Raw genomic sequence first — 24,066 nt, 5'->3', positions numbered from 1 at the left:
CCAGGCGCTTGCCCGTCCGGCCTACAGACTGAGGTCATGGTGCAGTTCCACGCCGCTGTCGCCGATGATGCGGTTGCGGCCGCTGCGTTTGGCCTGGTAAAGGCGCTGGTCGGCCAGCTGCAGCAAGGCCGCGGGGGTGGCAATGCCGGCGCGCAGGCTGGCCACGCCGGCGCTGATGGTGACGAAGGGGCTGACCTGGGAAGCCGGGTGTGGAATGCCCATGGCCTCCACCGTGCGGCGCATGCTTTCCAGTAGTTGCCAGGCACCCAGCGGCTGGGTAGCCGGCAAGATCACCACGAACTCCTCGCCGCCATAGCGGGCTGCCAGGTCGCCCGGGCGCCCCAGGTTGCTGGCAATGGCTTGCGCCAGCTGCTGTAGTACGCGGTCGCCCATGGCATGGCCGCAGTGGTCGTTGTATTGCTTGAAGCAGTCTACATCGAGGATGGCCACCGACAGCGGCAGCTGGTTGCGGCGCGCGCGTTCCCACTCGCCGTGGTAAGCCTGGTCGAGCTGGCGGCGGTTGGGCAGCTCGGTCAGGCCATCGATATTGGCCAGGCTTTCCAGCATGCGGCGTTGGCGTTCCAGCTTCAGGTGCGTGGCCACACGCGCCTTGACGATCACTTCGTTCAGCGGCTTGGTAATGTAGTCCACTGCGCCGCGCAGCAAACCCTGCGCTTCGTCCTCCGGCCGGTCCTGGCCGGTAATGAAAATGACCGGAATGTTTTTGGTACGGGCATCGTTGCGTAGTGCCTGCAGTACGGCAAAGCCGTCCATTTCGGGCATGACTACGTCCAGCAGCACCAGATCGGGCTGGTGCTCGCGCGCAAGCAGCATGGCCTGGTGGCCGTTCTTGGCCATCAGTACCGTGTAGTCGGTCTTCAGCAAACCGTCCAGCAGATGCAGATTGATGATCACATCATCTACGATCAGGATTTTTTGTTGATGCTTCACGTGCTACTTCCGATGGGCAAGTCCAAGGTGTTGATCAAAGTTTGCAACTGTCGGTAAGCCTGATCATATTCTATCTGGTCGAGTAGTTTTTCTATATTACTCAATTGATCATGACATTCCCGCGGTAGGGCATGGAACAGCGCCTGCAAGGCTTCGTCGGCGCGAGAGTCGGCGTGCTTGATACGCTCTTGCAGGTGCAGTATCAACCGTGTCTGCTCGGCGCCGGAGCTGGGGCCAGCCGCCGGCGGCACCATCTGCACCGTGGTGCACTGTAGCCGGAGCAGGGTTTTCTCCAGTTCGTCCACCATTTCTGGTAGCAATGCTTCGGCACTCAGGCGCTGATGGTCGCGCAACGCGCTTTCTATCGTGCTGGCCAGATTGGCCAATTGCGGTGCGTCAACGTAGGCAGCGGCAGCTTTCAGGCTGTGTGTGTGGTACTCAATGCTTGCCCAGTCTCCCGCCTCGCGCAGCAGCGGCAGTTTGACCGGTAGCTGGCGGTAACTGTTGACGAAGTGGTGTTGCAGGCGGTGTAGCAGGTTGTGCGGTCGTGACGGCAGGTGTAGCGGACCCGGTTTGGCGACGGGGTGGGCGGGTAACCAGCGCAGCAAAGTGGCGACCAGCGCCTCGGGTACGATGGGTTTGTCCAGATGATCGTTCATGCCGGCTGCTTCGCTGGCGTGGTGGTCGCTGACCATGGCATGGGCGCTGAGTGCCACGATGGGCAGGCTGGCGTGCGCCGGATTGGCGCGTATCTGGCGCGTGGCCGCAAAACCATCGAGCAGCGGCATCTGGATGTCCATCAGTACCAGGTCGTAGTGGCTGCTGTTGACGGCATCTACGGCGTCAATGCCGTTTTCGGCCACGTCGATCAGCAGGCCGCTGTTTTCGAGTAGGCCCAGTACTACTTCGCGGTTGATGGCGTTGTCGTCTACCAGCAGAATGCGGCCGCCTGCCACGCTACTGAGGCTGGCCAGTTGCTGCCCCAACTGCCGGGTGCTGTCGGGGGCAGGGGGCGCGGTGCTGACTTGCCCGGCCAGTGCTTGCAGCTGGGCCAGTAAGGCTGCCGGTAACACCGGCTTGCACAGCGTGCCTTGCAGGCTGGCGTGCAGTTCGCTGTCGGTATGCAGTTGCCCTTGTTGCAGCAAAACGATGCCGGGGCGGGTGCGCCATGGTACGTCGCGGATGCGCTGCACGGTATCGCTGGTGGTCCAGCCGGGCATGTCGGCATCCAGCAGTAGCCAGTCTATTGGCTGCCCCTGCTCTTCGGCCTGGTACAGCTGCCCCAGGGTGCTGATACCGTCGTGTGATGTCAGCACGGTCATGCCCCATTGCTGCAGCATGGTGCACAGGGCGGCGCGGGCTTGCGGGTGATCGTCGGCCACCAGTACCCGCTTGGCGGGTAGTAGTGGCAGCTTGGCCGCATGCTCTTGCCATGGCAGTGTCAGTAGCAGGCTGAAGCAGCTGCCTTCACCGGGCCGGCTTTCTACCAGTAGCTGGGCCTGCATCAGGTTGGCCAGTTGCTTGCAGATAGCCAGGCCCAGGCCGGTGCCGCCATAACGGCGGGTCACCGAGCCGTCTGCCTGGGTAAAAGAGTGAAACAGGTGTTCCAGCAGTGTCGGTTCGATGCCGATGCCGCTATCGTGCAGGTCGAAACGTAGCGTGACGTTGATTGCGTCGCGCTGGCAGGTGCTGACATCGAGCACGATCTGTCCGCGTTCGGTGAACTTGGCGGCGTTGCTGGCCAGATTGCACAAGATCTGCTCCAGACGCAGCGGGTCGCCGATCAGACGCTGCGGTACGTCTGCCGCAATGTGGAATACCGGCTCTACCGGTTTGTCCTGCGTGCGTAGTAGCAGCACGTCTGCCACCCGTTCCAGCACGTCGTCCAGCGCGAACGGCACGCTTTCCAGCGCCAGCTTGCCCGCTTCTATCTTGGAGAAATCCAGAATATCGTTGAGGATCTGCAGCAGCCCTTCGCCGGAGGACAGGATCTTGTGCAGATAGTGGCTTACCTGCAGGTCCGGCGCGCGTTGCAGCGCCAGCCGGGCCATGCCCAGGATGGCGTTCATCGGGGTGCGGATTTCATGGCTCATATTGGCCAGGAACAGCGATTTGGTCCGGGTGGCTTCTTCAGCTCGCTGACGTGAAGCCAGCATGTCTTGCTCGGCCGCCTTGCGTGCGCTGATGTCCATGATCACCACCACCATGCCGGCACCGGCGTCGTCCGGGTTAACCAGTTTGGCGTGGATGGCACACCACACGCTGTGGCCGTTCTTGTGCTGCAAGGCCATATCGGTTGCCAGCGGTTGTTGCCGGGTACGGTGGCCTACCAACTGGTAGTCGCTTTCATCCAGGTAGAGCCGTCGCGTTGGCTGCTGCGTCAGTTCGCCTTCGTCGTAGCCCAGCATCTGCTCGAAGCCACGGTTGCAGCGCAGGATGATGCGGTCGCGCACGAAGGCAATGCCCACCAGCGCATTATCCAGAATGGCCTGCTGCTCCAGCCGCACCCGGTTGAGGTGCTCGGTACGTTCCTGTACCTGGCGTTCCAGATTGTCGTACAGGCGGGCGTTGTCGATGGACACCAGCGCCTGCAGCACCAGCATGCGTAGAAAGGCCAGCCGTTCGTGGCTGAAAGCATGGCTGATCAGGCGGTTTTCCAGATACAGCACGCCAATCACCTGCTCTTTGCGCAAGATAGGCAGGCACAGTACCGAGCTGGGCTGGTGTTGCTCGACGTAGGGGTCGTGGTTGAAACGCTGCGAGTGCACTAGGTCGTCTTCCAGCAGGGTCTCACCGCTGCGGATCACGTAGCGCACCAGCGACAGAGGCAGCAGCGGGTGTTGTCTGGCGTCCAGCAGTACCGGTTCCGGCTTGCCGGCACCTTGCTCCAGCAGCCAGTGGTCCTGGTATTGCAGCAGCAGGCGGGCAAACTGGGCGCCGGTATTTTCGCGGACGATGTCCAGTAGCCGCGCCAGAACCCGTTCCAGCCCCAGTTCGCCGGATAGCGCACGGGTAGCCTTGAGGATGGAGGCCAGGTCCAGTGCATCCTGATTGCCGGCGGGCGGTGGGCTATCGCTCTGGCCGGGCGCGGCCGGCGGCAGTGTGGTGCCCAAGGTCAGGCCTCGTTGCTGCACATATTGCAATAGCTGCTCGCATTTGCCGGCGGCCCCCCACGCCTGATAGCCCTGCCATGCCTGCTGCAGGAACAGCTTTGCTATGGCGTGTTGGCCGGCAGCCAGCCAGTAGTCGCCATAGCATTCGTTAGCCAGCGCCGCCAGATGGACGTAACCGTATTGGCTGGCCAGATCGATGGCTTGCTGATAGTGCTGCTGGGCCGCCAGTGCCTGCCCTTCGCAGCGCGCCTGCTCGGCCAGTAGCAAGGCGTGTCGGGGGGCAATATTGCTCTCGCATAGCTGGCGGCGTGTCGCCAGCGCATCGACTCGGGCTGCCAGTGCTGCCCGCCATTGTGGCTGTTGCCCATCTTGCGGCTGGGCGCGAATGGCCCTTGCCAACAGGATGCCGCAGTAAAAGCCGGCCTCGACTACTTTGAACTGGCCGGCCAGATTGCTGGCGATCAGGCCCAGCTGTGCGGTCAACGCCAGCGTATCCGGTGCCTGTAGCAGGCAGGCCAGCATCAGCTTGCTGTGATAGTAGTAGGCCAGGTGCAGTGGCTTGTCTTGATAGCGCGCCAAATAGTCTTGCTCGCTGAACGATTCGTCGTCCAGGCTATGGCAATGATAGGTCAGCCCCATCAGGCAGCACAGCGGCTGGATGCTGCTGACGCGGATACAGTCACCCATGTGCAGTTGATGGTGGGCTTGCAGATAGTGCAGGTCTTGCTCGGCCTGTTCCAGCAGAGCGGGCAAGTATTCGCCCTGCATGATCAGTTCGGCGTCGCGTATGGCCAAGATATACGCCACGTTAGGCATGTCGCCATGCTGCCTGCTGTCGCGCAAGGCCGCTGCGTAGTGCGGCAGCATGTCGCGCAGTGGCTGTTGCCGGTGCCCCAGCAGGGCGGCGAACAGCAGCTGGGTGACGCCGCGCATGCCGACGTGGGGGCGGGCATTGGCCAGCTCAAGGGCGAACTGCCCCCACTGGCGGGCGATGTGGTGCTGTGCCGTGTGCTCGTATAGCAGGAAAGCGTACATGGCGTAGGCAAAGCTGCTGTGGTCATCGTGGCCGTGGCGCAGAGACAGTTCGGTCATCTGCAGGATTGCCACTGCGTCCAGGGCCTGCTGGCCGGACAGGTAGGCGGCGTGGCAAACGCCAAACAAGAGCGACATCGCGTCGCGACAGGCGGCAGTGTCCATGTCACCCAGCTTGTGCAGTGCCGCCAGGTCTGGTGCGGCGGCCTGTTGTAGCAAGGGGGATTGCTGAAGCCTGGCTTGCAGGCTGGCGGTGTCATGCGGCAGGCGGATGCCTAGCAGTGCCAGACCTTTGTGTTGCAAGGCCAGTGCTTCGGCAAAACGTCCTTGTTGCAGGTACTGCCGGCTCTGGATCAGGTAGCCGGCGATATGCTCGCCGGGGCTGGCCGCCAGTGCATCCAGCTGCGGGTAGAGGCTGTCGCTCAGTGCCCATTCGCCACACAAACTGGCGGCTTCACACAGTGCCAGCAAGGTTGGCCGCTGCATTGCTGGCGGGCTGTCTGCCGGTAATAAGCGGTAGGCAGTTTGCAAGTGGTGCAGCGCTGCGGCGAAGGCCGTGGTGCGTAGTGCCTGCTGGCCGGCTTCGGTATTAAGCCGGGCCAGCAGCACGCGTTCGGCCGGGTCGTCCAGTACCAGCTCTGCCGCGTTGTAGTGGGCCAGTACCGCAAACAGCTGTTCCGGATCATCTGCCTGTTGTTGCAACAGTGTGCGGCCAACCTTCAGGTGTTGCTGCTGCCGCTCGGTGTCATCGCACAGGGTGTAGGCGGCTTGCTGGATACGATCATGCACAAAATGATAGAAGGTGCCGTCCTCGTCGTCGCGCGATAGTGCCAGCAAGTCGGCTTGCACTGCCGCTTGCAACAGGCGGCGGATGCGCCCCGGGGCTTGCTGCTTGATGGTTGCCAGTTGCGGTAGCGAAAAGTGCTTGCCCAGTGTGGCAGCCAGCTGCAAGCACTCGCGACTGGCTTCGGGCAGGGCCTGCAAGCGTTCGGCCATGCTGGCCAGCACATTGTCGGTTACCGGGCTGTGATCGAGTGCTTGCTGTTGCCAGCACCACTGGCTTTGCTCCGGCTGGTAGTACAGCAGCCCGCTGTCGTAAAGCTTGCGTACGAATTGGCGCAAGAAAAACGGGTTGCCACCGGTTTTGTGACGACACAGTTCCGCCAGCGGCGCCAGCCGCTCCGGCGGGCTGCGCAGCGCATCGCCCAGCCACTGTGCAACTTGCTGGCTGTCCAGTGGTGGCAGTTGCAAGGTGGTGACGTTGGCATCCTGGCTGGCCAGTTGTTGCAGCAGTGTGGTTAGGGGCGCTGCCTCTGCCATGTCGGGGCAGGTGCCGATGACGAGCAGATGCGACGGGCCGTCCAGCACTAGCCGCTCGAGCAGCAGTAGACTGGCTTGGTCGGCCCATTGCAAGTCGTCCAGCAGGATGATCAGCGGGTGATGGGCGTCGGCAAATACGGCGGCCATGCTGGCCAGCAGCTGGGGTACTCCTTGCGGGTGAGCGCTGCCGTGGTTGGCGTTGTCTGCTCCCGGTACGGTTGCCAGTAACCACGCCAGCTCCGGCAGAACAGTTTGCAAGGCGGGTGCGTCCTCACCAAGCTGTGTTTGCAACAAGCTTGCCCATTGCTGTGCCTGGCTGCGTGGCAAGCTCAGCAGTTGCTGTAGCAACTGGCGGAAGGCTTGCAGCAAGGGCGCGTACGGGCTGTGCTGGCGGTAGGCTTCGCCGCGGCCGGCCAGAAAGAAACTGCCGGCTTGTGCCGCAGCCGGTCGCAGCGACTCGGCCAGGGCGGTTTTGCCACTACCGGCCGGCCCGCAGATCAGTACCAGCTCGCTGTGCTTGCCGTAGCAGCGCTGCAGTGCCTGCTGCAGCTGAGTACTCGCGTCTTGGCGGCCATAGAGGCCGGCTGGCAGCTGCAGTTGGCCGCGCTGTATGTCGGCATTGCCGGTTGTTAGCAGCGGCCAGGTGTTGTCGGTTAGCCAGCGCTGGCAAAGTTGCAGGTCCTGGCGCAGCTGCGGCATGTTCTGGTAGCGCCGCGCCGGGTGCTTTTCCAGCAGGCGCTGCAGTACGGCCAACAACTGTGGTGGCAGGGCAGCCAGCGCTGGCAGCTGGTAGTCGGGGAGGCGGGCAAGATGGGCGTGTACCAGTTCCATGCGGTCCTGGCTGTCGAACGGCAACTGGCCGCTTAGCAGTTGGTACAGGGTAATGCCTAGAGAGTAATAGTCGGCGCGGTGGTCCAGACCGTGGCTGGTGCGCCCGGTCAGCTCAGGCGCGCAATAAGCCAGCGTGCCTTCGTGCAGCTGGCCAGCTTGGGCTTCGTGGCGTGGTGGGCAGGCCAGCCCGAACCCGGTGAGTTGCAGACGCTGTTGGCCTTCATGCCATAACAGGTGGCTTGGCTGGATGTCACGGTGAACCAGCCCGCTTTGGTGTACACAGTCCAGCACGTCGCACAGCTGCAGGATAATGTCCAGCACCTTCACCGGCGGTAAGGGCTGGCCGGGGCCGGCACGTAGCAGCAGCTGGCTGACGGCTTCGCCGCCGTCGTCCTGCAGCACCATTACCCACAGCTGCGGCTGTTGCAGCAAGGCCAGCGGTTGCACGATGCCTGGGTGGGCAAAACGTTGCAGGCAGGCGTATTCGGCCTGCAGCCGGCCAACCTCGTCCGCCGAAGCGGTAGCCAGGTGTAGCGCCTTCAGGATGACAGGCTGGCCGTCTTGCCGGCGCTGGCTGCGGTAGATCTGCGTGCGGCCGCTATCGTGTAGCAAGCTGCCGCTGGTGTAGGCGGGCAGAATGATCATGGTGCGAACCTGTATTCCTGCTTGTGCTGTCTGGCCACGGGGCTGACGCTGCGTTATTAGCCTTATTCTGTTGATATAGGACCGGCTATTTTTATGATTTTGTGTGAAAAGACCCTTCAGATGCCAATATTTCCACGCGTTTGAGCGTGTGCCCTGTGCAGTTGTGGCATTTTATGCAGATGGCAGATCGTGCAAGCGTTGTCTGACTGCGCGCACCGTGCGCAGCAGCACGCTTTCCCCGCCTTCCCCGATACGGTTAGAATCGGGCTTTGTTTTTCAAACTTTCAGATTCCGCCCATGCTCACTTTCCAGGAAATCATCCTTACCCTGCAGCACTACTGGAACCGTCAGGGCTGCGCCTTGCTCCAGCCTTACGATACCGAAGTGGGCGCAGGCACCTCGCACACCGCCACCTTCCTGCGCGCCCTGGGCCCGGAGCCGTGGAACGCTGCCTACGTACAACCCAGCCGCCGTCCAAAGGACGGCCGCTACGGCGAGAACCCGAACCGCCTGTTCCAGCACCACCAGTTCCAGGTGGTACTGAAGCCGTCGCCGCCGAACATCCAGGACCTGTACCTGGGTTCGCTGCGCGAGCTGGGCATCGACCCGGCCATCCACGACATCCGCTTTGTGGAAGACGACTGGGAAAACCCGACGCTGGGCGCCTGGGGCCTGGGTTGGGAAGTGTGGCTGAACGGCATGGAAGTGACCCAGTTCACCTACTTCCAGCAAGTGGGCGGCCTGGATTGCAAACCGGTACTGGGCGAGATCACCTACGGTCTGGAACGCCTGGCCATGTACCTGCAGGACATCGAAAACGTCTACGAACTGATCTGGACCCGTCTGCCGGACGGCACCCCGGTCACCTACGGTGACGTGTTCTTCCAGAACGAAGTGGAGCAGTCGCGCTTTGCCTTCGAGCACAGCAATGTCGAGCTGCTGTTCAAGCAGTTTGCCGATTACGAAGGCGAGGCCAAGCGCCTGCTGGAAGCCGGCCTGCCGCTGCCGGGCTACGAGATGATCCTGAAGGCCGGCCACACCTTCAACCTGCTGGATGCCCGCGGTGCCATTTCGGTGACCGAACGTGCCGCCTACATCGCCCGCATCCGCAACCTGGCCCGTGGCGTGGCCCAGGCTTACTACGACGCACGCGAAGCCCTGGGCTTCCCGATGCTGAAAAAAGACTAAGCCATGAAGACAGCGGTCGCCTTCTTCACCCTGATTGCCGTGCTGGCAGGCCTGAGCTGGTATGTCACCAGCCAGCGCGATGCCCCGCGTCAGGAAGGCAATTTCCAGGTGTACCAGAGCGGTGACGCCCTTGAGCTCGCCCTCGACCTGGACAGCATTGCCAATGTGAACGACGGCCTTGTCCGCTTCATCAACCAGGAGCGCTACGCCGAGAAGAAACGCGAGGAAAGCCTGGACATCAGCTATCAGGTACGCCGCCTGGAAGGCCGTGCCGATTGCCAGAACATGCAGTACGCGTTCATCAACACCAGTTACTGGACCGCGCGCGGCAAGCATGTGTACACCCAGATGTTCCCGCTGCAACGCTACAACTGGGCCTTCGTGCCGGTGGAGCAGGGCTCCATTGCCGAAACCATGCTGAAGATCGTGTGCCGACTCGCGCCTAGCGCCCCCAGCGAAAAGATCGAATGACCATGACCCAACAAGCCACCCTGCTGATCGAGCTGCTCACCGAAGAGCTGCCGCCCAAAGCACTGGAAAAGCTGGCCAACAGCTTTGCTGACACCATTACCGACGAACTGAAAAAACTGCAGTTTGTGGCGGCCGACACTGCGGCCAACGTTTACGCCAGCCCGCGCCGCCTGGCGGTGCAGATTCCGGCCGTGGCCGCCATCCAGCCCGACCAGCACATCGTGCGCCGCGGCCCGGCGGTGTCCGCCGGCATGAAAGACGGCCAGCCGTCGCCGGCCCTGGCCGGCTTTGCCCGCTCCTGCGGCGTGGACGTGGCGGCGCTCACCACCGTGCACGACGGCAAGCAGGACGTGTTTGCCTACGAATCCACCAAGGCTGGCGAAGCCCTCGCCGCCGTGTTGTCCGGCATCGTGGCCACCGCGCTGAAAAAGCTGCCGGCGCCCAAGCTGATGCGCTGGGGCAGCCTGGACGTACAGTTCGTGCGCCCGGTACACGGCCTGATGATGCTGCACGGCGAGCAAGTGATTGCCGGCGAGGTACTGGGCCTGCAAAGCCGCAACCTCACCCGTGGCCATCGCTTCCTGTCTGCCGGTGACGTGACCGTGGCCAACGCCGACGCCTACGCCCGCACCCTGGCCGAAGAAGGCAAGGTGATTGCCAGCTTCACCGCCCGCCGCGAGCTGATCCGCCACAAGCTGAGCGAAGCCGCTGCCCGCCTGAACGCCACCATCGCCGCCCCGGACGCGCTGTTCGACGAAGTGACCGGCCTGGTGGAATGGCCGGTGGTGCTGGAAGCCGGCTTTGAAGCCGAATTCCTGAACGTGCCGCAGGAATGCCTGATCCTGACCATGCAGCAGAACCAGAAGTACTTCCCGCTGCTGGATGGCGACGGCAAGCTGATGAACCGCTTCCTGCTGGTGTCCAACCTGCAAACAGAAGACCCGCGCTACATCGTGGGCGGCAACGAACGCGTGCTGCGCGCCCGCCTGTCCGACGCCAAGTTCTTCTACGAGCAGGACCAGAAGCAGCGTCTGGACAGCCGCCTGCCGCGCCTGGCCAATGTGGTGTACCACAACAAGATCGGTAGCCAGCTGGAACGCGTCGAGCGCCTGCAGATCATCGCCGCCGCCATCGCCGGCAAGCTGGGTGCCGATAGCGCGCTGGCCGCCCGCGCGGCGTACCTGGCCAAAGCCGACCTGGTGTCTGACATGGTCGGCGAGTTCCCCGAGCTGCAAGGCATCATGGGCCGCTACTATGCGCGCCTTGACGGTGAAGACGCCGCCGTGGCCGACGCCATCGAAGGCCACTACCACCCGCGTTTTGCCGGCGACAGCCTGCCGCAAGGCCCGATCGCCACTGCAGTGGCACTGGCCGACAAGCTGGAAACCATCGTCGGCATCTGGGGCATCGGCCTGATTCCTACCGGCGACAAAGACCCGTTTGCGCTGCGTCGTGCCGCGCTGGGCGTGCTGCGCATGGTGCTGGAACAGCCGCTGGACCTGAAAGCGCTGATCGCCGACGCTGCCGCCGCCTTCCCGGCCGGCCTGCTGTCTGCCAGCGTGGTGGACGAGGTGTACGCTTTTGCGCTGGAACGCCTGAAGAACTACCTGGCCAACGACTACAAGGCCGACGAGATCGACGCCGTACTGGCGCTGGCACCGACCCAGCTGAACGAAGTGGGCGCCGTGCTGGCCGCCGTGGCGCAGTTCAAGGCGCTGCCGGAAGCCGCTACCCTGGCTGCGGCCAACAAGCGCGTGAAGAACATCCTGAAGAAAGCCGAAGGCGACATCGCCACGGTGAACCCGGCGCTGTTTGCCGAAGACGCCGAGCGTGCGTTGTTCGACGCCATCCAGGCGCTGGCACCGGAGGTGGAAGCGCAGTTTGCCGCCCACGACTTTGCCGGTGCGCTGACTCAGCTGGCGTCGCTGCGGGCGCCGGTGGATGCGTTCTTCGACGGCGTGATGGTGATGGCCGACGACCTGGCCGTGCGCGCGAACCGCATTGCGCTGCTGGCCAGCCTGGCCGCACTGTTCAACCGCGTAGCGGATATCTCGCTGCTGGCTGACTAAAACTGCCTTGCCACGAAAACCACGAAACAACACGAACAAGGCGAATCATGGGTTACTCGGCGCGTGATGTGTCTTTTGTGTTTTTCGTGGGGTTCGTGGCAAAAATGGCTTAAAAGGACACCATGAAACTCGTCATCCTCGACCGCGACGGCGTGATCAACCAGGATCGCGACGACTTCGTCAAGAACACCATGGAATGGCAGCCGCTGCCGCGCAGCCTGGAAGCCATTGCCAACCTCACGCAAGCCGGCTGGCGCGTGGTGGTGGCCACCAACCAGAGCGGCATCGGCCGTGGCCTGTTCGACATGCACGCGCTAAACGCCATGCATGAAAAAATGCACCGTCTGGTGAACCAGGCTGGCGGCCGTATCGACGCGGTGATTTTCTGTCCGCACGTGGCGGACGATCAATGCGATTGCCGCAAACCCAAGCCGGGCATGGTGCACGAGGTGATGGAACGCTTCAATGTGCGTGGCGATGGCCTGCCGATGATAGGTGACAGCCTGCGCGACCTGCAGGCAGTGGCCGAAGTGGGTGGCCTGCCGTTGCTGGTGCGTACCGGCAAGGGCCTGCGCACGCTGGAAAAAGGTGGCCTGCCGGCTGACACCCTTGTTTTCGACGACCTGTTTGCTGCCGCCGACTATCTGATTAACCGGGAAAACTGAGCACCATGCTGTTGATTCGCAACCTGACATACTGGCTGCTGGTACTGATCCTCACCCCGCTCTTTTTCATTGTGCTGTTTCTCTGTGCCCCCCTGCCGCGGCGCCGCCGTCATCTGGTGGGCGAAAGCTGGGCACGGCTGCTGACCTGGCTGCTGTGGCACGTGGTGGGCCTGCGCTACCGCGTGATCGGCGAAGAACATATCCTGAACCAGCCGGCCATCATTTGTGCCAAGCATCAGTCCGGCTGGGAAACGCTGTCGCTGCAGGAAATCTTTCCGTCGCAGGTGTTCGTGGCCAAGCGCGAGCTGCTGCTGATTCCGTTCTTCGGCTGGGGCCTGGCGCTGACCAACCCCATCACCATCAACCGTGCCGACCGTGCCAACGCCAACCGCCGCTTGCTGGAGCAGGGGCTTAACCGCAAACAGCACGGTTTCTGGATCAGCGTGTTTCCGGAAGGCACCCGCATCCGCCCGGGCCTGGCCGGCAAATACAAGCTGGGCGCCGCGCGCATGGCGGTGCAGTTCGACATGCCGATGGTGCCGGTGGCGCACAATGCCGGCGAGTTCTGGCCGCGTAACGCCTTCCTCAAGCACCCCGGCGAGATTACTGTGGTGATCGGCCCGGCGCTGTTCCCGGCTGATTACGCCGGCCCCGAGGCGATGATGAAGGCCGCCGAAGCCTGGATCGAAGCGCGCCAGCGCGAGATCGGCGGCGTTGGCCCGTTTGCCCATCCCGATGAGCGCAAAGCCCGCGCCGCTCAGCCTCGCGCTGCCTGACGGCGTGGTGGCGGTGCAGCTGACGCGCCGCCCCCGCCAGAGCGTGGCGCTGCGCATCCGCGACGGCGTGGTGGAGATGATCGCGCCGCCGGCGGTATCGTTGGCCGCACTGCAGGATATCCTGGCGCAAAAGCGCGACTGGATCGCCAGTCACCTGGCGCGGCAGCGGCAGGAAGACGCGCAGCGCGAACAAAGCCGTGGCCAGGTGATGCTGGCCGGGCAGACGCTACGCCTGGCGGTGGAAGACGCCAGCCGGCACCGCGCCCGTATCGACGGCGAGGTACTGCAGCTGGCCGGCCCCGGCCTGCAGCAACCGGCCAGGTTGGCCGCCGCCGTGGTGGCCTGGTTGCAAAAAGAGGCGCGCCAGCGCTTTTGTGCGCGGCTGGAAGCCTGGGAACAACGCGCGGCACGGCCGCTGTCCGGCTGGGCGCTGTCGTCGGCGCGTACGCGCTGGGGTAGCTGTACCAGCCAGGGCATCATCCGGCTGAACTGGCGCCTGGTGCAGGCGCCGCCGGCGGTACTGGATTACGTCATCGCCCACGAGCTGGCGCACCTGCGCCACATGAACCATTCCCCGGCGTTCTGGGCCGAAGTGGAACGCCTGTACCCGGGCTGGCAGCCAGCGCGGCAATGGCTGAAAACCCACGGCAACAGCCTGTTCCGCTACGGTTGAACAGCCTGTTCTGGCCGCCTGCCTTTAACTTTGCCCACCCGTCCCCATCTGCCTGCTCTTGCCGCGCTGCGGCCAACCTTATTGCCGGAGAACACCATGCGCCTGCTGCATACCATGATCCGTGTCGGCCAGCTCGACCGTTCCATTGCCTTTTACACCGAAGTACTGGGCATGACCCTGCTGCGCCGTCACGACTACCCGGAAGGCCGCTTCACGCTGGCCTTTGTCGGTTACGGCGACGAAGACAGCAACAGCGTGATCGAGCTGACCCATAACTGGGACACCGACAGCTACGACCTGGGCAACGCTTTCGGCCACCTGGCGGTGGAAGTGGCCGACGCCTACGCCGCCTGTGACGCCGTGCGCGCCAAGGGTGGCAAGGTGGTGCGCGAAGCCGGCCCGATGAAGCACGGCACTACCGTGATTGCCTTCGTGGAAGACCCGGACGGTTACAAGATCGAGTTCATCCAGAAAGGCACCCGCTAAGCGCCGGCCTGCCGCTGGTGGCGAGCTTGCCGATGTCATTTACAGCCCTTCTGCTATGCTGAAGGGCTTTCTTATGTCTGGCGTCAGCCGCAAGTGGGCCGACTTTTTGCTTTTGTGGCAAACCGATTCCGGAATTAATCGTTTAAACTGCGGTCACAAAACATTCTGTTACAAAAAGAGCAGCAACCTTGCTGCCTGCACAAGGAGCCCCGATGAATCGTTTTAGCACTGCACTCTTGCTCTCACTGCTACCCGGGCTGGCCCATGCAGCCAGCCTGGACGGCGCCACGCTGTCCCTGAGCTGGGGCTTGCCCTTTGTTGGCATTCTGCTGTCGATTGCCTTGTTTCCCATTTTTGCGCCTGGTTTCTGGCACCACCATTTCGGCAAGATTACCGCTGGCTGGACCTTGCTGTTTTTGTTGCCGTTTACCGCTACTTTCGGGCTTGGCACCAGTGCCGGGCTGGTAGTGCACGCTATGCTGGCGGAGTTCATTCCGTTCGTGGTGTTGCTGTTTGCGTTGTACACGGTGTCTGGCGGCATTCTGGTATGGGGCAATCTGCATGGTTCGCCGGCACTGAATACCGGCATTCTGGCGCTAGGTACCATACTGGCATCGTTCATGGGTACCACAGGCGCTGCCATGCTGCTGATCCGCCCGCTGATCAAGGCTAATGACAACCGCAAGCACAATGTGCACGTGGTGGTGTTCTTCATCTTCCTGGTGGCCAATATCGGTGGCGGCCTGACGCCGTTGGGTGACCCGCCACTATTCCTGGGCTTCCTGAAGGGGGTAGACTTCTTCTGGACCGTGTCTGCGATGGCATTGCCGGTGTTGCTGGCCGTGCTGATCTTGCTGACCGTGTTCTACCTGGTAGACAGCTACTACTTCCGCAAGGAAGGTGTACTGCCGCGCGACAAAACAGCGGACACCCCAATCAAGCTGTACGGCCTGCGCAATATCCCGCTGCTGCTGGCGGTGATTGGTGCGGTGCTGCTGTCGGGCTTCTGGAAGCCGGGTATTACTTTCGATGTAATGGGTACCCCGGTAGCGCTGCAAAACCTGGTACGCGACGGCCTGCTGCTGCTGATTGCTGCTATTTCGCTGAAGATCACCCCGAAGCAAGTGCGTGCCGGCAACGAGTTCAACTGGGACCCCATTCTGGAAGTGGCCAAGCTGTTTGCCGGCATTTTCATCACCATCGGCCCGGTGATCGCCGTGCTGCAAGCTGGCAAAGCCGGCGCGCTGGCACCGCTGGTGAGCCTGGTGTCCGGCCCCGATGGTGCGCCTTTGAACGTGATGTACTTCTGGATGACCGGCATTCTGTCCAGCTTCCTGGATAACGCGCCGACCTATCTGGTGTTCTTTAACCTGGCTTCCGGCGACCCCGCTACCTTGATGGGCCCGCTGTCACAGACCTTGCTGGCCATTTCGATGGGTGCCGTGTTTATGGGTGCCAATACCTATATCGGTAATGCGCCTAACTTCATGGTGAAGGCGATTGCTGAACAGCGCGGCATCAAGATGCCGAGTTTCTTCGGCTTCATGGCCTGGTCGATGGTATTCCTGATGCCGATCTTCGTATTGTGCACCTGGTTGTTCTTTTAAGCCGGCATGATGCCGGGCGTGTCCATGGTGACAGCCCCGGTGGATGAACGACACCCCCGCTTGCCAGCCAAGCGGGGGTTTTCATTTCAATAGCAGGGCTGCGCTACTTTTGCTGGCCTGTCTTTTATTGATGGCTTATAGCGCAAACGGTATCAGCCAGTTGCGCAGCGCTTTGCGCAAGCCTTGTGCCACACCTGGCGGTAGCTGTGGCGAGCACGCCAGTACATTGTCGGCTTCTACTACGGTACCGACACGGCGCAGCAGCGGGGTGGGCTGCAGGCTGTACATGCCGATCTGTGTCGTGAGCAGTACGCGTGCCCGGCCAAGACTTACCAGCTGGACTGCGGTGGCCAGTGATGGGTGTTCGGTAATGTTCAGGCGCTTCTGCCTGAGCAGCAGGCCTTTGAGCCCTGTGCCAAAACCCAGGCGTTGCGAGACGGGAAGGTTGTCCAGATCGCTCAGGGTAAGCGTATCGTGCAGCGCGCTGTAGGCGACGATGGCATGCCTGCCCAGTCCGCCCATTACCTGGTAATTGCCGCCCTGGCGCTTGCCTTGCAACAGCAAGCTGCACACTTTGGGCTGGCTTTGCAGGGTCAGCTCTACCCTGGCTGGCGAGGCATGGCGGTATTCCCACTCGATGCCGGCTTGTTTGCCAAGCTGGTTCAGCAGGGTAACCAGCTCGCCATGGGCCTGGCCATTGCGTATCTGATAGACACCTGCCAGTTCCGGCCCGATGAAGGCCAGTGTGGTGGCGTGGCCCAATGCCGGCAGACACAGCAGGGCAAGGCAGTTTCTGCGCGCAGACATCGGTTTAGCCTTTTGTCATTTATGGCGGCCCCAGTATAGCGATGTTCCTCATCCTGTTTTAACGAGAGCTTTGCGGTATCCTTGCCACTTCCCGATTTCTGTCTGCAGCACATCATGCATATCCACATTCTCGGTATTTGCGGCACCTTTATGGGTGGCATCGCCGCCATCGCCAAAGCCGCCGGCCACAAGGTGACCGGTTGCGACGCCAACGTCTACCCGCCGATGAGCACCCAGCTCGAAGCCATGGGCATAGCACTGATGCAGGGCTTCGGAGCCGAGCAGGCCGATATCGGCGCCGACGTATTCGTGGTGGGCAATGTGGTCACGCGCGGCAAGCCGCTGATGGAAGCCATCCTCAACCGTGGCCTGCCATACATTTCCGGCCCGCAGTGGCTGGCCGAGAACGTGTTGCACGACAAATGGGTGCTGGCGGTAGCCGGTACCCATGGCAAGACCACCACCACTTCGATGCTGGCGTGGATCCTGCAGGACGCCGGCCTGGCACCGGGCTTCCTGATTGGCGGCATTCCGGAAAACTTCGGCATTTCGGCGCGCCTGCCGGGCACGCCGGCGCAGGATGCGGCCAGCCAGAGCCCGTTCTTCGTGATCGAGGCCGACGAGTACGACACGGCTTTCTTCGACAAGCGCAGCAAATTCGTCCACTACCGCCCGCGCACCGCGGTGCTGAACAACCTGGAATACGACCACGCCGACATTTTTGCCGACCTGGCCGCCATCGAAACCCAGTTCCACCATCTGGTGCGTACCGTGCCCGGTGAAGGCCTGGTGGTGGCCAATGGCCGCGAAGCCAGCCTGCAGCGTGTACTGGACCGTGGTTGCTGGACGCCGGTGGAAACCTTCGGTACCGATAGTGGCTGGCAAGCTGGCGCGGCGGACGCCGACGGCAGTTTTGATGTCCTTCTGGATGGCCAGCTGCAAGGCCGGGTGGTGTGGGACGTGCCGGGCGAGCACAACCGCCTCAATGCGGTGGCCGCCATTGCCGCGGCACGCCACGTGGGGGTGACGCCGGCGGTGGCCATCGACGCGCTGTCGCGCTTCAAGAGCGTGAAACGCCGCATGGAAGTGAAAGGCACCGTGCGCGGCGTCACCGTGTACGACGACTTTGCCCATCACCCCACCGCCATTACCACCACGGTGGCCGGCCTGCGCCACAAGGTTGGCCGCAGTACGCGCATCCTGGCGGTGCTGGAGCCGCGCTCCAACACCATGAAGCTGGGCACCATGAAGGCGGCGCTGCCCGGTTCGCTGCAGGACGCCGACGTGGTGTTCTGCTACGGCGCGGCCAACCTGGGCTGGCGCGTGGACGAGGCGCTGGCGCCGCTGGGCGACAAGGCACACTGCTTTGACGATATCGACGCGCTGGTGGCAGCCATCGTGGCCGAAGCCCGCGACGGCGATCAGGTACTGGTGATGAGTAACGGCGGCTTTGGTGGCATTCACGCCAAACTGCTGGCGGCACTGGGCTGATTGCTGCTGCTGGCTGCCAGCACCGCTCCGGCTTGCCGGGGCGGTTTTTTTATGGTGTGCCAGCCGGCTGGCCTGCGCGGCGGCGTTAACCGTTTTGCGCAGGCGCGGCGCTGTGAATGCGGTTGCGGCCTTCGCTTTTGGCCTGGTACATGGCGTGGTCGGCGATCTTCAACAGTTCAAACAGCTGCTCGCCGTGGCGCTTGCGTTCGGCCAGCCCGGCAGAAAAGGTGATGTGCACGATGTCACCATCTTGCTGCAGCGGTAGCGCGGCCAGGCTCACGCGTATGCTGTCCAGCAGCGCGTGTGCTTCGTTCAGGTTGTAGTCGGGCAGCACGATGGCGAATTCTTCGCCGCCCATGCGGCCGAACAGTGCGGCGTGCGGCAGCGCGGCGGCAATATGCTGGGTCAGCCGTTGCAGTACGCTGTCGCCGGCAGCGTGGCCATAGCGGTCGTTAATGGATTTGAAGTGGTCCACGTCCAGTACGACTACGACCAGGCACTGGTTTTCCAGCCGCGCCAGTTCCAGCGCCTTGCCAGCGCCAGACAGAAAATGGCGGCGGTTGGCAATGCCGGTCAGGTCGTCGGAGGTGGCACGCTGGTACAGCTCGTGCTGGGTGGACTGCAATTGCGACAGCGCGCGTTCGGTGGCCTGTTTTTCTTGTTCCAGCCGCTGCGCGTGTAGCAGCCGCTCGGTGATATCGACAAAACTCAACACGTAGGCATTGCGTTCGCGGAACAGCAGCGGGCGCATCGACAGCACGCTCCACAGCCGCTCGTCGCTACGGGTGTTCAGCTCTACCTCACGTTCGCTCAGTTGCTGCTGTTCCTGTAGCAGCGCCAATAACTGGCTGTATTGCTCGCTCGAAGTGAACAGGCTTTCCAGCGAGCGACGGTACAGCGCTTGCCGGGTATAGCCCAGCAGCCGGGTAGCGGCTTCGTTGCCGGTAATGATGATCTTCTGCTCGGCGTCGATCAGCAGCACGCCTACCTGCACGGTGTCGATCAGCGTTTGCTGGTCACGCTGTTCTTCAATCAGCTTGCGCAGGCGTTCGCGCAGGCTGTTGTTGGTGAGCGTGAGCAGGTGTGTGGCCTGACTCACTTCTTCACTACGCTGCAGGATGAAAGTAAGCCTGCGGCCAACTCGTAACAGAATCAGCACTAACAAGCCACTCATCAGGATGGCACTAGCGCACAGATAGAGCGCAAACAGGATGAAAGGCTGGCTGTGGCGTACCGGCGACAGGTGCACCGACAGCTGCAAGGGCACGCTGGACAGCGTTGCCGTGGCATTGGCGGTTTGCAGCATGCCGTGGTCCAGATAACTGGAGAGCCGGCCCGGTGCCCGACCCAGGCTGACCAGCACGTTACCGCTGCTGTCAGACAGCTGCACGTGAGGCTTGTCGTTCAGCAGCTCCGGGTCCAGCAGATCGGGCAGTGTGACATAGCCTGCCAGCGCCCGCTGACAGGCACCAGCCTCACACCATGGCATCACCACCAGCAGGCGCCCGCCTGAGCGCTGGCCTGCTGCATCCAGTAGCAGCAAGCGGCCATCTGCGGGTTGTTGCTGCAGCAGCTGGCGCACGCTGTCAGCAGTCGTCGTGCTCAAGGTGTCGGCTTCGCCATGTAATTGCAGTTGGCTGTCGGCATCGATCAGCCACAGGCGGGTGCCTTGCAGCGGGTACAGGGACGTGGTGTCCCTGGCCAAGCCACCTTTCTTATCACGATGCAGCAGGATATCGCTGCGCAGGGTGTCCAGACGGATATCGATACTGCCTGCAGCCTGGTTAAGCCAGCGCTGTTGTTCGGTGGCAATCTGCTGCCGTGTAAAGGCTGCACGTTCGTAAAGGGTTTCAACCACCATGCTCCACAACAGTAGCAGGAACATCGCAGTCAGAACCGGCAACAAGCGGCTCATGCGCAAAGCACTTTGTTCAGCTTGTTGCTCGCTGGCAAAGCTCATGCCTGACGTCCTATGCTCTGACGGTGGCGGCGGAAAACCCAGCGTTCCCACGCCGCCTGTGCCTCGCCCAGGGCGGCGCCCCAGTCGCCCACAATGGCAAAGCCGTCTGCCTGCGGCAGACAGTGGCGGATGGTCAGTGGCAAGTGCAGGGTGAGCGCCGACGGCGCTTGTACCTGCAGCGACAGTTGGCCCTGGCTGCCGACGGCCAGCGCCAGCGGATGGTGCCAGGCGATCGCTTCCAGCCCGAGCCGGCAGGCGACCGCCGGCGGGTGTTGCGGGTAATGCTGTTGCAAGGCCAGCTCCAGCGCCAGGTCGAGTTTGGCTTCCAGGCGCTGTAGCCCCGGCGCGGCGTCAGCCGGATCGGCCTGGCCGGCCAGGATGGCCAGCGCCAACCGCGTGGTCAGCAAGGCCTGGGGCGCGTGGCCGGGCTGCGGCTGGTAGTCCAGCGGCAGGTGGCAGTCGAAACTGACGGTATCCAGCGACGGCAGGGTCTGCGGCATGGTTACAGGAACAGCTTGCGGATGCCGTCAAGACCGCTGACATTGAGGCTGTAACGGGCCTGCTCGCGCACCACCGGCTTGGCGTGGGTGGCCACGCCGACGCCAGCCTCGGCCAGCATCAGCAGGTCGTTGGCACCGTCGCCCATGGCGATCACCTGTTCCGGCGCCAGCCCCAGTGCGCTGCGTTTTTCGATCAGCAGACGGCGCTTGGCTGCGGCGTCCACGATGTCGCCCAGCACGCGGCCGGTGAGTTTGCCGTCCACGATCTCCAGCTGGTTGGCGTAGGTGTAGTCCAGGCCCAGCTCGGCTTTCAGGCGTTCGGTAAAGTAGGTAAAGCCACCGGAGACCAGCATGAATTTCACGCCGTGTTCGCGGCAGGCGGCCAGCAGCTCGCGGGCACCGGCCATCAGCTGCAGCCGCTCTTCGTACACGCGTGCCAGCGCGGCTTCCGGCAGCCCGGCCAGCAGCGCCACACGTTCGCGCAGCGATTGCGAGAAATCCAGCTCGCCGCGCATCGAGCGCGCGGTGATGGCGGCCACCTGCGGCTTCAGGCCTTGCATGTCGGCGATCTCGTCGATGCACTCGATGGTGATCAGCGTGGAGTCCATATCGGACACGATCAGGCCGAAATCGGCAAAGCGGCGCTGGCTATCGACGTAGTTGGCGTCCACGCCCAGGCGGGCGGCACGTTCCAGTACCAGCTCACGGCGTGCGGGGTTGGCCGCAGCCAGGCGGGCGATGCCGTCTACAGGTGTCACGGGCTCGCTACCGGCCAGGATGGCCAGCTCGGTCACACGGGCAAAATCGAGATGCGGGGCTTGCAGAACCAGGGTAGGGCTGACGCTCATGATGTCGGTGGCTGGGTAATTTAAGACTGTCGGCGATTATGCCACGCCCACCGCCCTGCTTCACGGTTGCTGCTGAATTATCGAAATGGCATGTGCGGCGGGCGCGGCAGCCGGGGTTCAGCCCAGACGCCGGTGCAGCAGCTTGTCCAGCGCCAGCTTGCCGGGGCCGGTGGCCAGCAATAGCAGCAACATCAGCCCCCACTGCAGGTGGAATTCCAGCGCGCTGCCCTCCAGTGCGTGCCAGTAGCTGAGCACCGCCATGATGTTGAGCACGAACAGACCCAGCGCAGCAAAGCGCCCGGCCAGGCCCAGCAGCAACAGCGGCGGCAGCAGCAGCTCGCCGGCAGTGCCCAGTACCGCCGCCAGCGTCGGTGACAGCAGTGGCACGCGGTACTCTTCGCTGAACAGGAATAGCGTGGTATCCCAATCCTGAATTTTGGTCAGGCCTGCCAGAAAGAACACCCGCGCCAGGTACAGGCGCAGCGCCAGCAGGGCGACGGGTTGTAGCCAGGTGTCCAGCCAGGCGGTGACGGGCTGGCTACGGCGCAGCAGGGTGGTAATGGCGTTCATGATGGCTCCTTGATGGCAGATAGTACCCCGTGCTGCAGTACCAGCAGCAGCGCGGCTTGTAGGTCGAAATCTGGCGTGGCGGCCAACCCCGCGCTGGTGGCGTCATCCAGCGTGGCGCCGTCCAGCAGCGCCTGGCAGAACGCGGCCTGGCCGGGCGCCAGCACGTGCAGCTGCATCAGGCCGTCGCCGTTACGCCACAGCAGCAGCGGCTGTGCCGTGGCCAGGTCTACCGCACAGCCGGCGGTGGCCGGCTGGTGATGGGCGTGGATGTCGGCCAGTGGCCAGCGGCTATCCAGCACCGCGCAGGCCGGGTGGCAGGCAAAGCGCAGGCTGCCCCATTGCGGCTGCGGGATGGCGGCCAGCGTAGCGACGGCTAGTGGCGTGCTATCTGCCGCGTAATAACCACGGTGTAACGCCCACTCCAGCTGAGCCACATCCGGCAGGTAGCCAATGTGGGCGGTGTGTTCGAAGGCGGCGACAAAGTCGGCAAAGCCGCCGCCGTAGCGGTGCAGGTTGCCGCTGGCCGACGGCGTGGCCTTGACGTATTCGCGGCTGAGCGCTTCGAAGAAGTCGTCGCCCAGCAGCTGGCGGCAGATCGGGTACACCAGCGCCAGCATCTCCATCAGGCCGACGCGGTAGTTGTTGCGGTACACCGCTAGCGCGCCGGCGGGAAAGCGCGGGTCGGGCTGCCACTGCGGGGTGGTGATGGCGTCCAGCAGCGCGTGTTGCCAGGCGGTTTCGTTCATGGCGTGGCCTCCGTGTACTGGTCGAGTATGGCCTGCGCGGTGGCGGCTTCGGCCAACAGCGTGTCCAGCGGCGGGATGTCGATATCCCACTCGATCAGGGTTGGCCGCGCACCAAAGCGCGCCAGCACCTGCCGGTACAGCTGCCATACCGCCGGGTACACCGGCCGGCTGTGGGTATCCACCAGCAGGGTGCTGCCGTCGTCAAACGTGCGCTCGGTGTAGCCGGCCAGGTGGATTTCGCCGATGGCGTGCGGCGGCAGCGCGGCCAGGAAGGCATCCACGTCGGTGCCCAGGTTTTGCTGGTTGACGTACAGGTTGTTCACGTCCAGCAGCAGGCCGCAGCCGGTACGCGTTACCAGCTCGGCCAGAAACTCGCCCTCGTGCATGTCGTTGCCGGGGTAGGCCAGGTAGCTGGACAGGTTCTCGATCAGCAGCGGCCGGCGCAGCGCGTCCTGCGCTTCGGCCACGTTGGCCGCTACCAAGTCCAGCATGGCGCGGGTGTAGGGAATGGGCAGCAGGTCGTTGGCAAAGCGCTGGCTGGCGTCGTGGTTGAACGACAGGTGCTCGGACACCGCCACCGCCGGTACGGCGTCCAGCAAGCGGCGCAGTGCGGCCAGGTGGGTGGCGTCGGGGCGCGCTGCCGCGCCCAGGCCCAGGCCGACGCCGTGCAGCGACAGCGGGTAGCGTGCGGCCAACTGTTGCAGCATGGCCAGCGGCTGGCCGCCGTCGAAGAAGTTTTCGCTGTGCAGTTCTATCCAGCCCAGCGCGGGTTGCTGCGCCAGCACCTGCTGGTAATGCGGGTGGCGCAGGCCGATGCCGGCGCACACGGGAAGGGAGGCAGTCATGACAAGGTACCGGGTCAGAAACGGGAACGGGGCCGCAGCCCCGTCATGCAGCCTGTGCGGGCGTGCTTACTTCTTCATCGGTTCCAGGGTGCCGCCCATCTTGGTGCAGCTACCGGCTGCTACGAATTTCCACTCGGTCGGGTCTTTGTCCACTTTGGACTGGCCGGCGCAGCTGTGGCCGTTGGCGGCACAGTCGTTCTTGCCGGCCATGGCGATGCCGTAGCATTTTTCTTTGCTGGCAGCGACAGCCGGCGCGCTGACGGCAGCCATGGCAATAGCAGCGGACAAAGCAGAAACCAGCAGGGTTTTGGACGAAGCGGACATGGTGATTCTCCTGTGTAAAAGTGGGTATCGAACGCGGCAGATGTCGCGTGACGAGCTTTAGTCGGCCCACATCGCCATCCATTACACACTGCGGCAAAAAATTTATCGAGCGGCTTTTTGTGTGGCTTGTGTGACGGCCGGGGTGGGC

19 protein-coding genes are annotated in these 24,066 nt (G+C 63.2%); 9 read left to right on the top strand and 10 right to left on the bottom strand.

Annotation, left to right across the window (positions count from 1 at the left end; all coding sequences use genetic code 11):
- Positions 1 to 21 precede the first annotated feature (21 nt).
- Together ACK4FZ_RS08280 and ACK4FZ_RS08275 are read right to left on the bottom strand one after the other, a co-directional pair.
- The gene (locus ACK4FZ_RS08280) at positions 22 to 951 is read right to left on the bottom strand and encodes a diguanylate cyclase domain-containing protein (RefSeq protein WP_409819738.1); all 930 of its coding nucleotides are present in this window, start codon (positions 949 to 951) and stop codon (positions 22 to 24) included.
- Complete coding sequence (locus ACK4FZ_RS08275; protein ID WP_409819736.1) at positions 948 to 7,892, bottom strand: response regulator; 6,945 nt, start codon at positions 7,890 to 7,892, stop codon at positions 948 to 950. Before ACK4FZ_RS08275 ends, ACK4FZ_RS08280 begins: the two co-directional genes overlap by 4 nt.
- Positions 7,893 to 8,189: 297 nt before the next feature.
- On the opposite strand from ACK4FZ_RS08275, the gene glyQ reads away from it, so the two are divergent.
- From glyQ to ACK4FZ_RS08235, 8 genes are all read left to right on the top strand, one after another.
- Positions 8,190 to 9,080, top strand: a complete 891-nt coding sequence (gene glyQ / locus ACK4FZ_RS08270) for a glycine--tRNA ligase subunit alpha (RefSeq protein ID WP_409819733.1) — start codon at positions 8,190 to 8,192, stop codon at positions 9,078 to 9,080.
- A gap of 3 nt (positions 9,081 to 9,083) precedes the next feature.
- Positions 9,084 to 9,551 carry a surface-adhesin E family protein gene (locus tag ACK4FZ_RS08265; RefSeq protein WP_409819731.1) on the top strand — a complete coding sequence of 156 codons (468 nt, stop codon included), beginning with the start codon at positions 9,084 to 9,086 and terminating at the stop codon, positions 9,549 to 9,551.
- Positions 9,552 to 9,553: 2 nt separating this feature from the next.
- The gene (gene glyS / locus ACK4FZ_RS08260) at positions 9,554 to 11,620 is read left to right on the top strand and encodes a glycine--tRNA ligase subunit beta (protein WP_409820015.1); all 2,067 of its coding nucleotides are present in this window, start codon (positions 9,554 to 9,556) and stop codon (positions 11,618 to 11,620) included.
- A 122-nt stretch (positions 11,621 to 11,742) separates the two neighbouring features.
- A complete protein-coding gene (gene gmhB / locus ACK4FZ_RS08255) occupies positions 11,743 to 12,285 on the top strand; it encodes a D-glycero-beta-D-manno-heptose 1,7-bisphosphate 7-phosphatase (protein WP_409819729.1) in 543 nt (180 codons plus the stop codon).
- A 5-nt stretch (positions 12,286 to 12,290) separates the two neighbouring features.
- On the top strand, positions 12,291 to 13,061 hold the full coding sequence (locus ACK4FZ_RS08250) for a lysophospholipid acyltransferase family protein (RefSeq protein WP_409819727.1): 771 nt from the start codon (positions 12,291 to 12,293) through the stop codon (positions 13,059 to 13,061).
- Positions 13,021 to 13,734 carry a M48 family metallopeptidase gene (locus tag ACK4FZ_RS08245; RefSeq protein WP_409819725.1) on the top strand — a complete coding sequence of 238 codons (714 nt, stop codon included), beginning with the start codon at positions 13,021 to 13,023 and terminating at the stop codon, positions 13,732 to 13,734. Before ACK4FZ_RS08250 ends, ACK4FZ_RS08245 begins: the two co-directional genes overlap by 41 nt.
- Before the next feature lie 96 nt (positions 13,735 to 13,830).
- Positions 13,831 to 14,220, top strand: a complete 390-nt coding sequence (gene gloA / locus ACK4FZ_RS08240) for a lactoylglutathione lyase (RefSeq protein ID WP_144371237.1) — start codon at positions 13,831 to 13,833, stop codon at positions 14,218 to 14,220.
- A gap of 212 nt (positions 14,221 to 14,432) precedes the next feature.
- Positions 14,433 to 15,827: a sodium:proton antiporter gene (locus tag ACK4FZ_RS08235; protein WP_409819723.1), complete on the top strand. Its 1,395-nt coding sequence runs from the start codon at positions 14,433 to 14,435 to the stop codon at positions 15,825 to 15,827.
- A gap of 135 nt (positions 15,828 to 15,962) precedes the next feature.
- Here the strand turns inward: ACK4FZ_RS08235 and ACK4FZ_RS08230 are convergent, their stop codons facing one another.
- Entirely contained in the window at positions 15,963 to 16,634 is a 672-nt protein-coding gene (locus tag ACK4FZ_RS08230; protein ID WP_409819721.1) for a hypothetical protein, read from the bottom strand.
- A gap of 111 nt (positions 16,635 to 16,745) precedes the next feature.
- On the opposite strand from ACK4FZ_RS08230, the gene mpl reads away from it, so the two are divergent.
- Positions 16,746 to 18,125 (top strand): UDP-N-acetylmuramate:L-alanyl-gamma-D-glutamyl-meso-diaminopimelate ligase, encoded by a 1,380-nt coding sequence (gene mpl, locus ACK4FZ_RS08225; protein WP_409820013.1) that lies wholly within the window; start codon positions 16,746 to 16,748, stop codon positions 18,123 to 18,125.
- Between the two features lie 85 nt (positions 18,126 to 18,210).
- Here mpl and ACK4FZ_RS08220 read toward each other — a convergent pair whose 3' ends face one another.
- The 7 genes from ACK4FZ_RS08220 to ACK4FZ_RS08190 form a co-directional block, all read right to left on the bottom strand.
- Positions 18,211 to 20,085 carry a diguanylate cyclase domain-containing protein gene (locus ACK4FZ_RS08220; RefSeq protein ID WP_409819719.1) on the bottom strand — a complete coding sequence of 625 codons (1,875 nt, stop codon included), beginning with the start codon at positions 20,083 to 20,085 and terminating at the stop codon, positions 18,211 to 18,213.
- Positions 20,082 to 20,585: a hypothetical protein gene (locus tag ACK4FZ_RS08215; RefSeq protein ID WP_144371232.1), complete on the bottom strand. Its 504-nt coding sequence runs from the start codon at positions 20,583 to 20,585 to the stop codon at positions 20,082 to 20,084. Before ACK4FZ_RS08215 ends, ACK4FZ_RS08220 begins: the two co-directional genes overlap by 4 nt.
- A gap of 2 nt (positions 20,586 to 20,587) precedes the next feature.
- Complete coding sequence (gene serB, locus ACK4FZ_RS08210; protein ID WP_409819717.1) at positions 20,588 to 21,433, bottom strand: phosphoserine phosphatase SerB; 846 nt, start codon at positions 21,431 to 21,433, stop codon at positions 20,588 to 20,590.
- Positions 21,434 to 21,550: 117 nt separating this feature from the next.
- The gene (locus ACK4FZ_RS08205) at positions 21,551 to 22,003 is read right to left on the bottom strand and encodes a DoxX family protein (RefSeq protein WP_409819715.1); all 453 of its coding nucleotides are present in this window, start codon (positions 22,001 to 22,003) and stop codon (positions 21,551 to 21,553) included.
- The gene (locus ACK4FZ_RS08200; RefSeq protein WP_409819713.1) at positions 22,000 to 22,749 is read right to left on the bottom strand and encodes a DUF2063 domain-containing protein; all 750 of its coding nucleotides are present in this window, start codon (positions 22,747 to 22,749) and stop codon (positions 22,000 to 22,002) included. The genes ACK4FZ_RS08205 and ACK4FZ_RS08200 overlap by 4 nt, the downstream gene beginning before the upstream one ends.
- The gene (locus ACK4FZ_RS08195; RefSeq protein WP_409819712.1) at positions 22,746 to 23,594 is read right to left on the bottom strand and encodes a DUF692 domain-containing protein; all 849 of its coding nucleotides are present in this window, start codon (positions 23,592 to 23,594) and stop codon (positions 22,746 to 22,748) included. Before ACK4FZ_RS08195 ends, ACK4FZ_RS08200 begins: the two co-directional genes overlap by 4 nt.
- 66 nt (positions 23,595 to 23,660) lie before the next feature.
- Positions 23,661 to 23,918, bottom strand: a complete 258-nt coding sequence (locus tag ACK4FZ_RS08190) for a DUF2282 domain-containing protein (RefSeq protein WP_409819711.1) — start codon at positions 23,916 to 23,918, stop codon at positions 23,661 to 23,663.
- Positions 23,919 to 24,066: the final 148 nt, after the last annotated feature.

Source organism: Vogesella sp. (assembly GCF_046297735.1).
Classification (GTDB): domain Bacteria; phylum Pseudomonadota; class Gammaproteobacteria; order Burkholderiales; family Chromobacteriaceae; genus Vogesella; species Vogesella urethralis.
The sequence above is the reverse complement of the archived record's forward strand: the minus strand, read 5'-3'. Positions and strand labels throughout refer to the sequence as shown.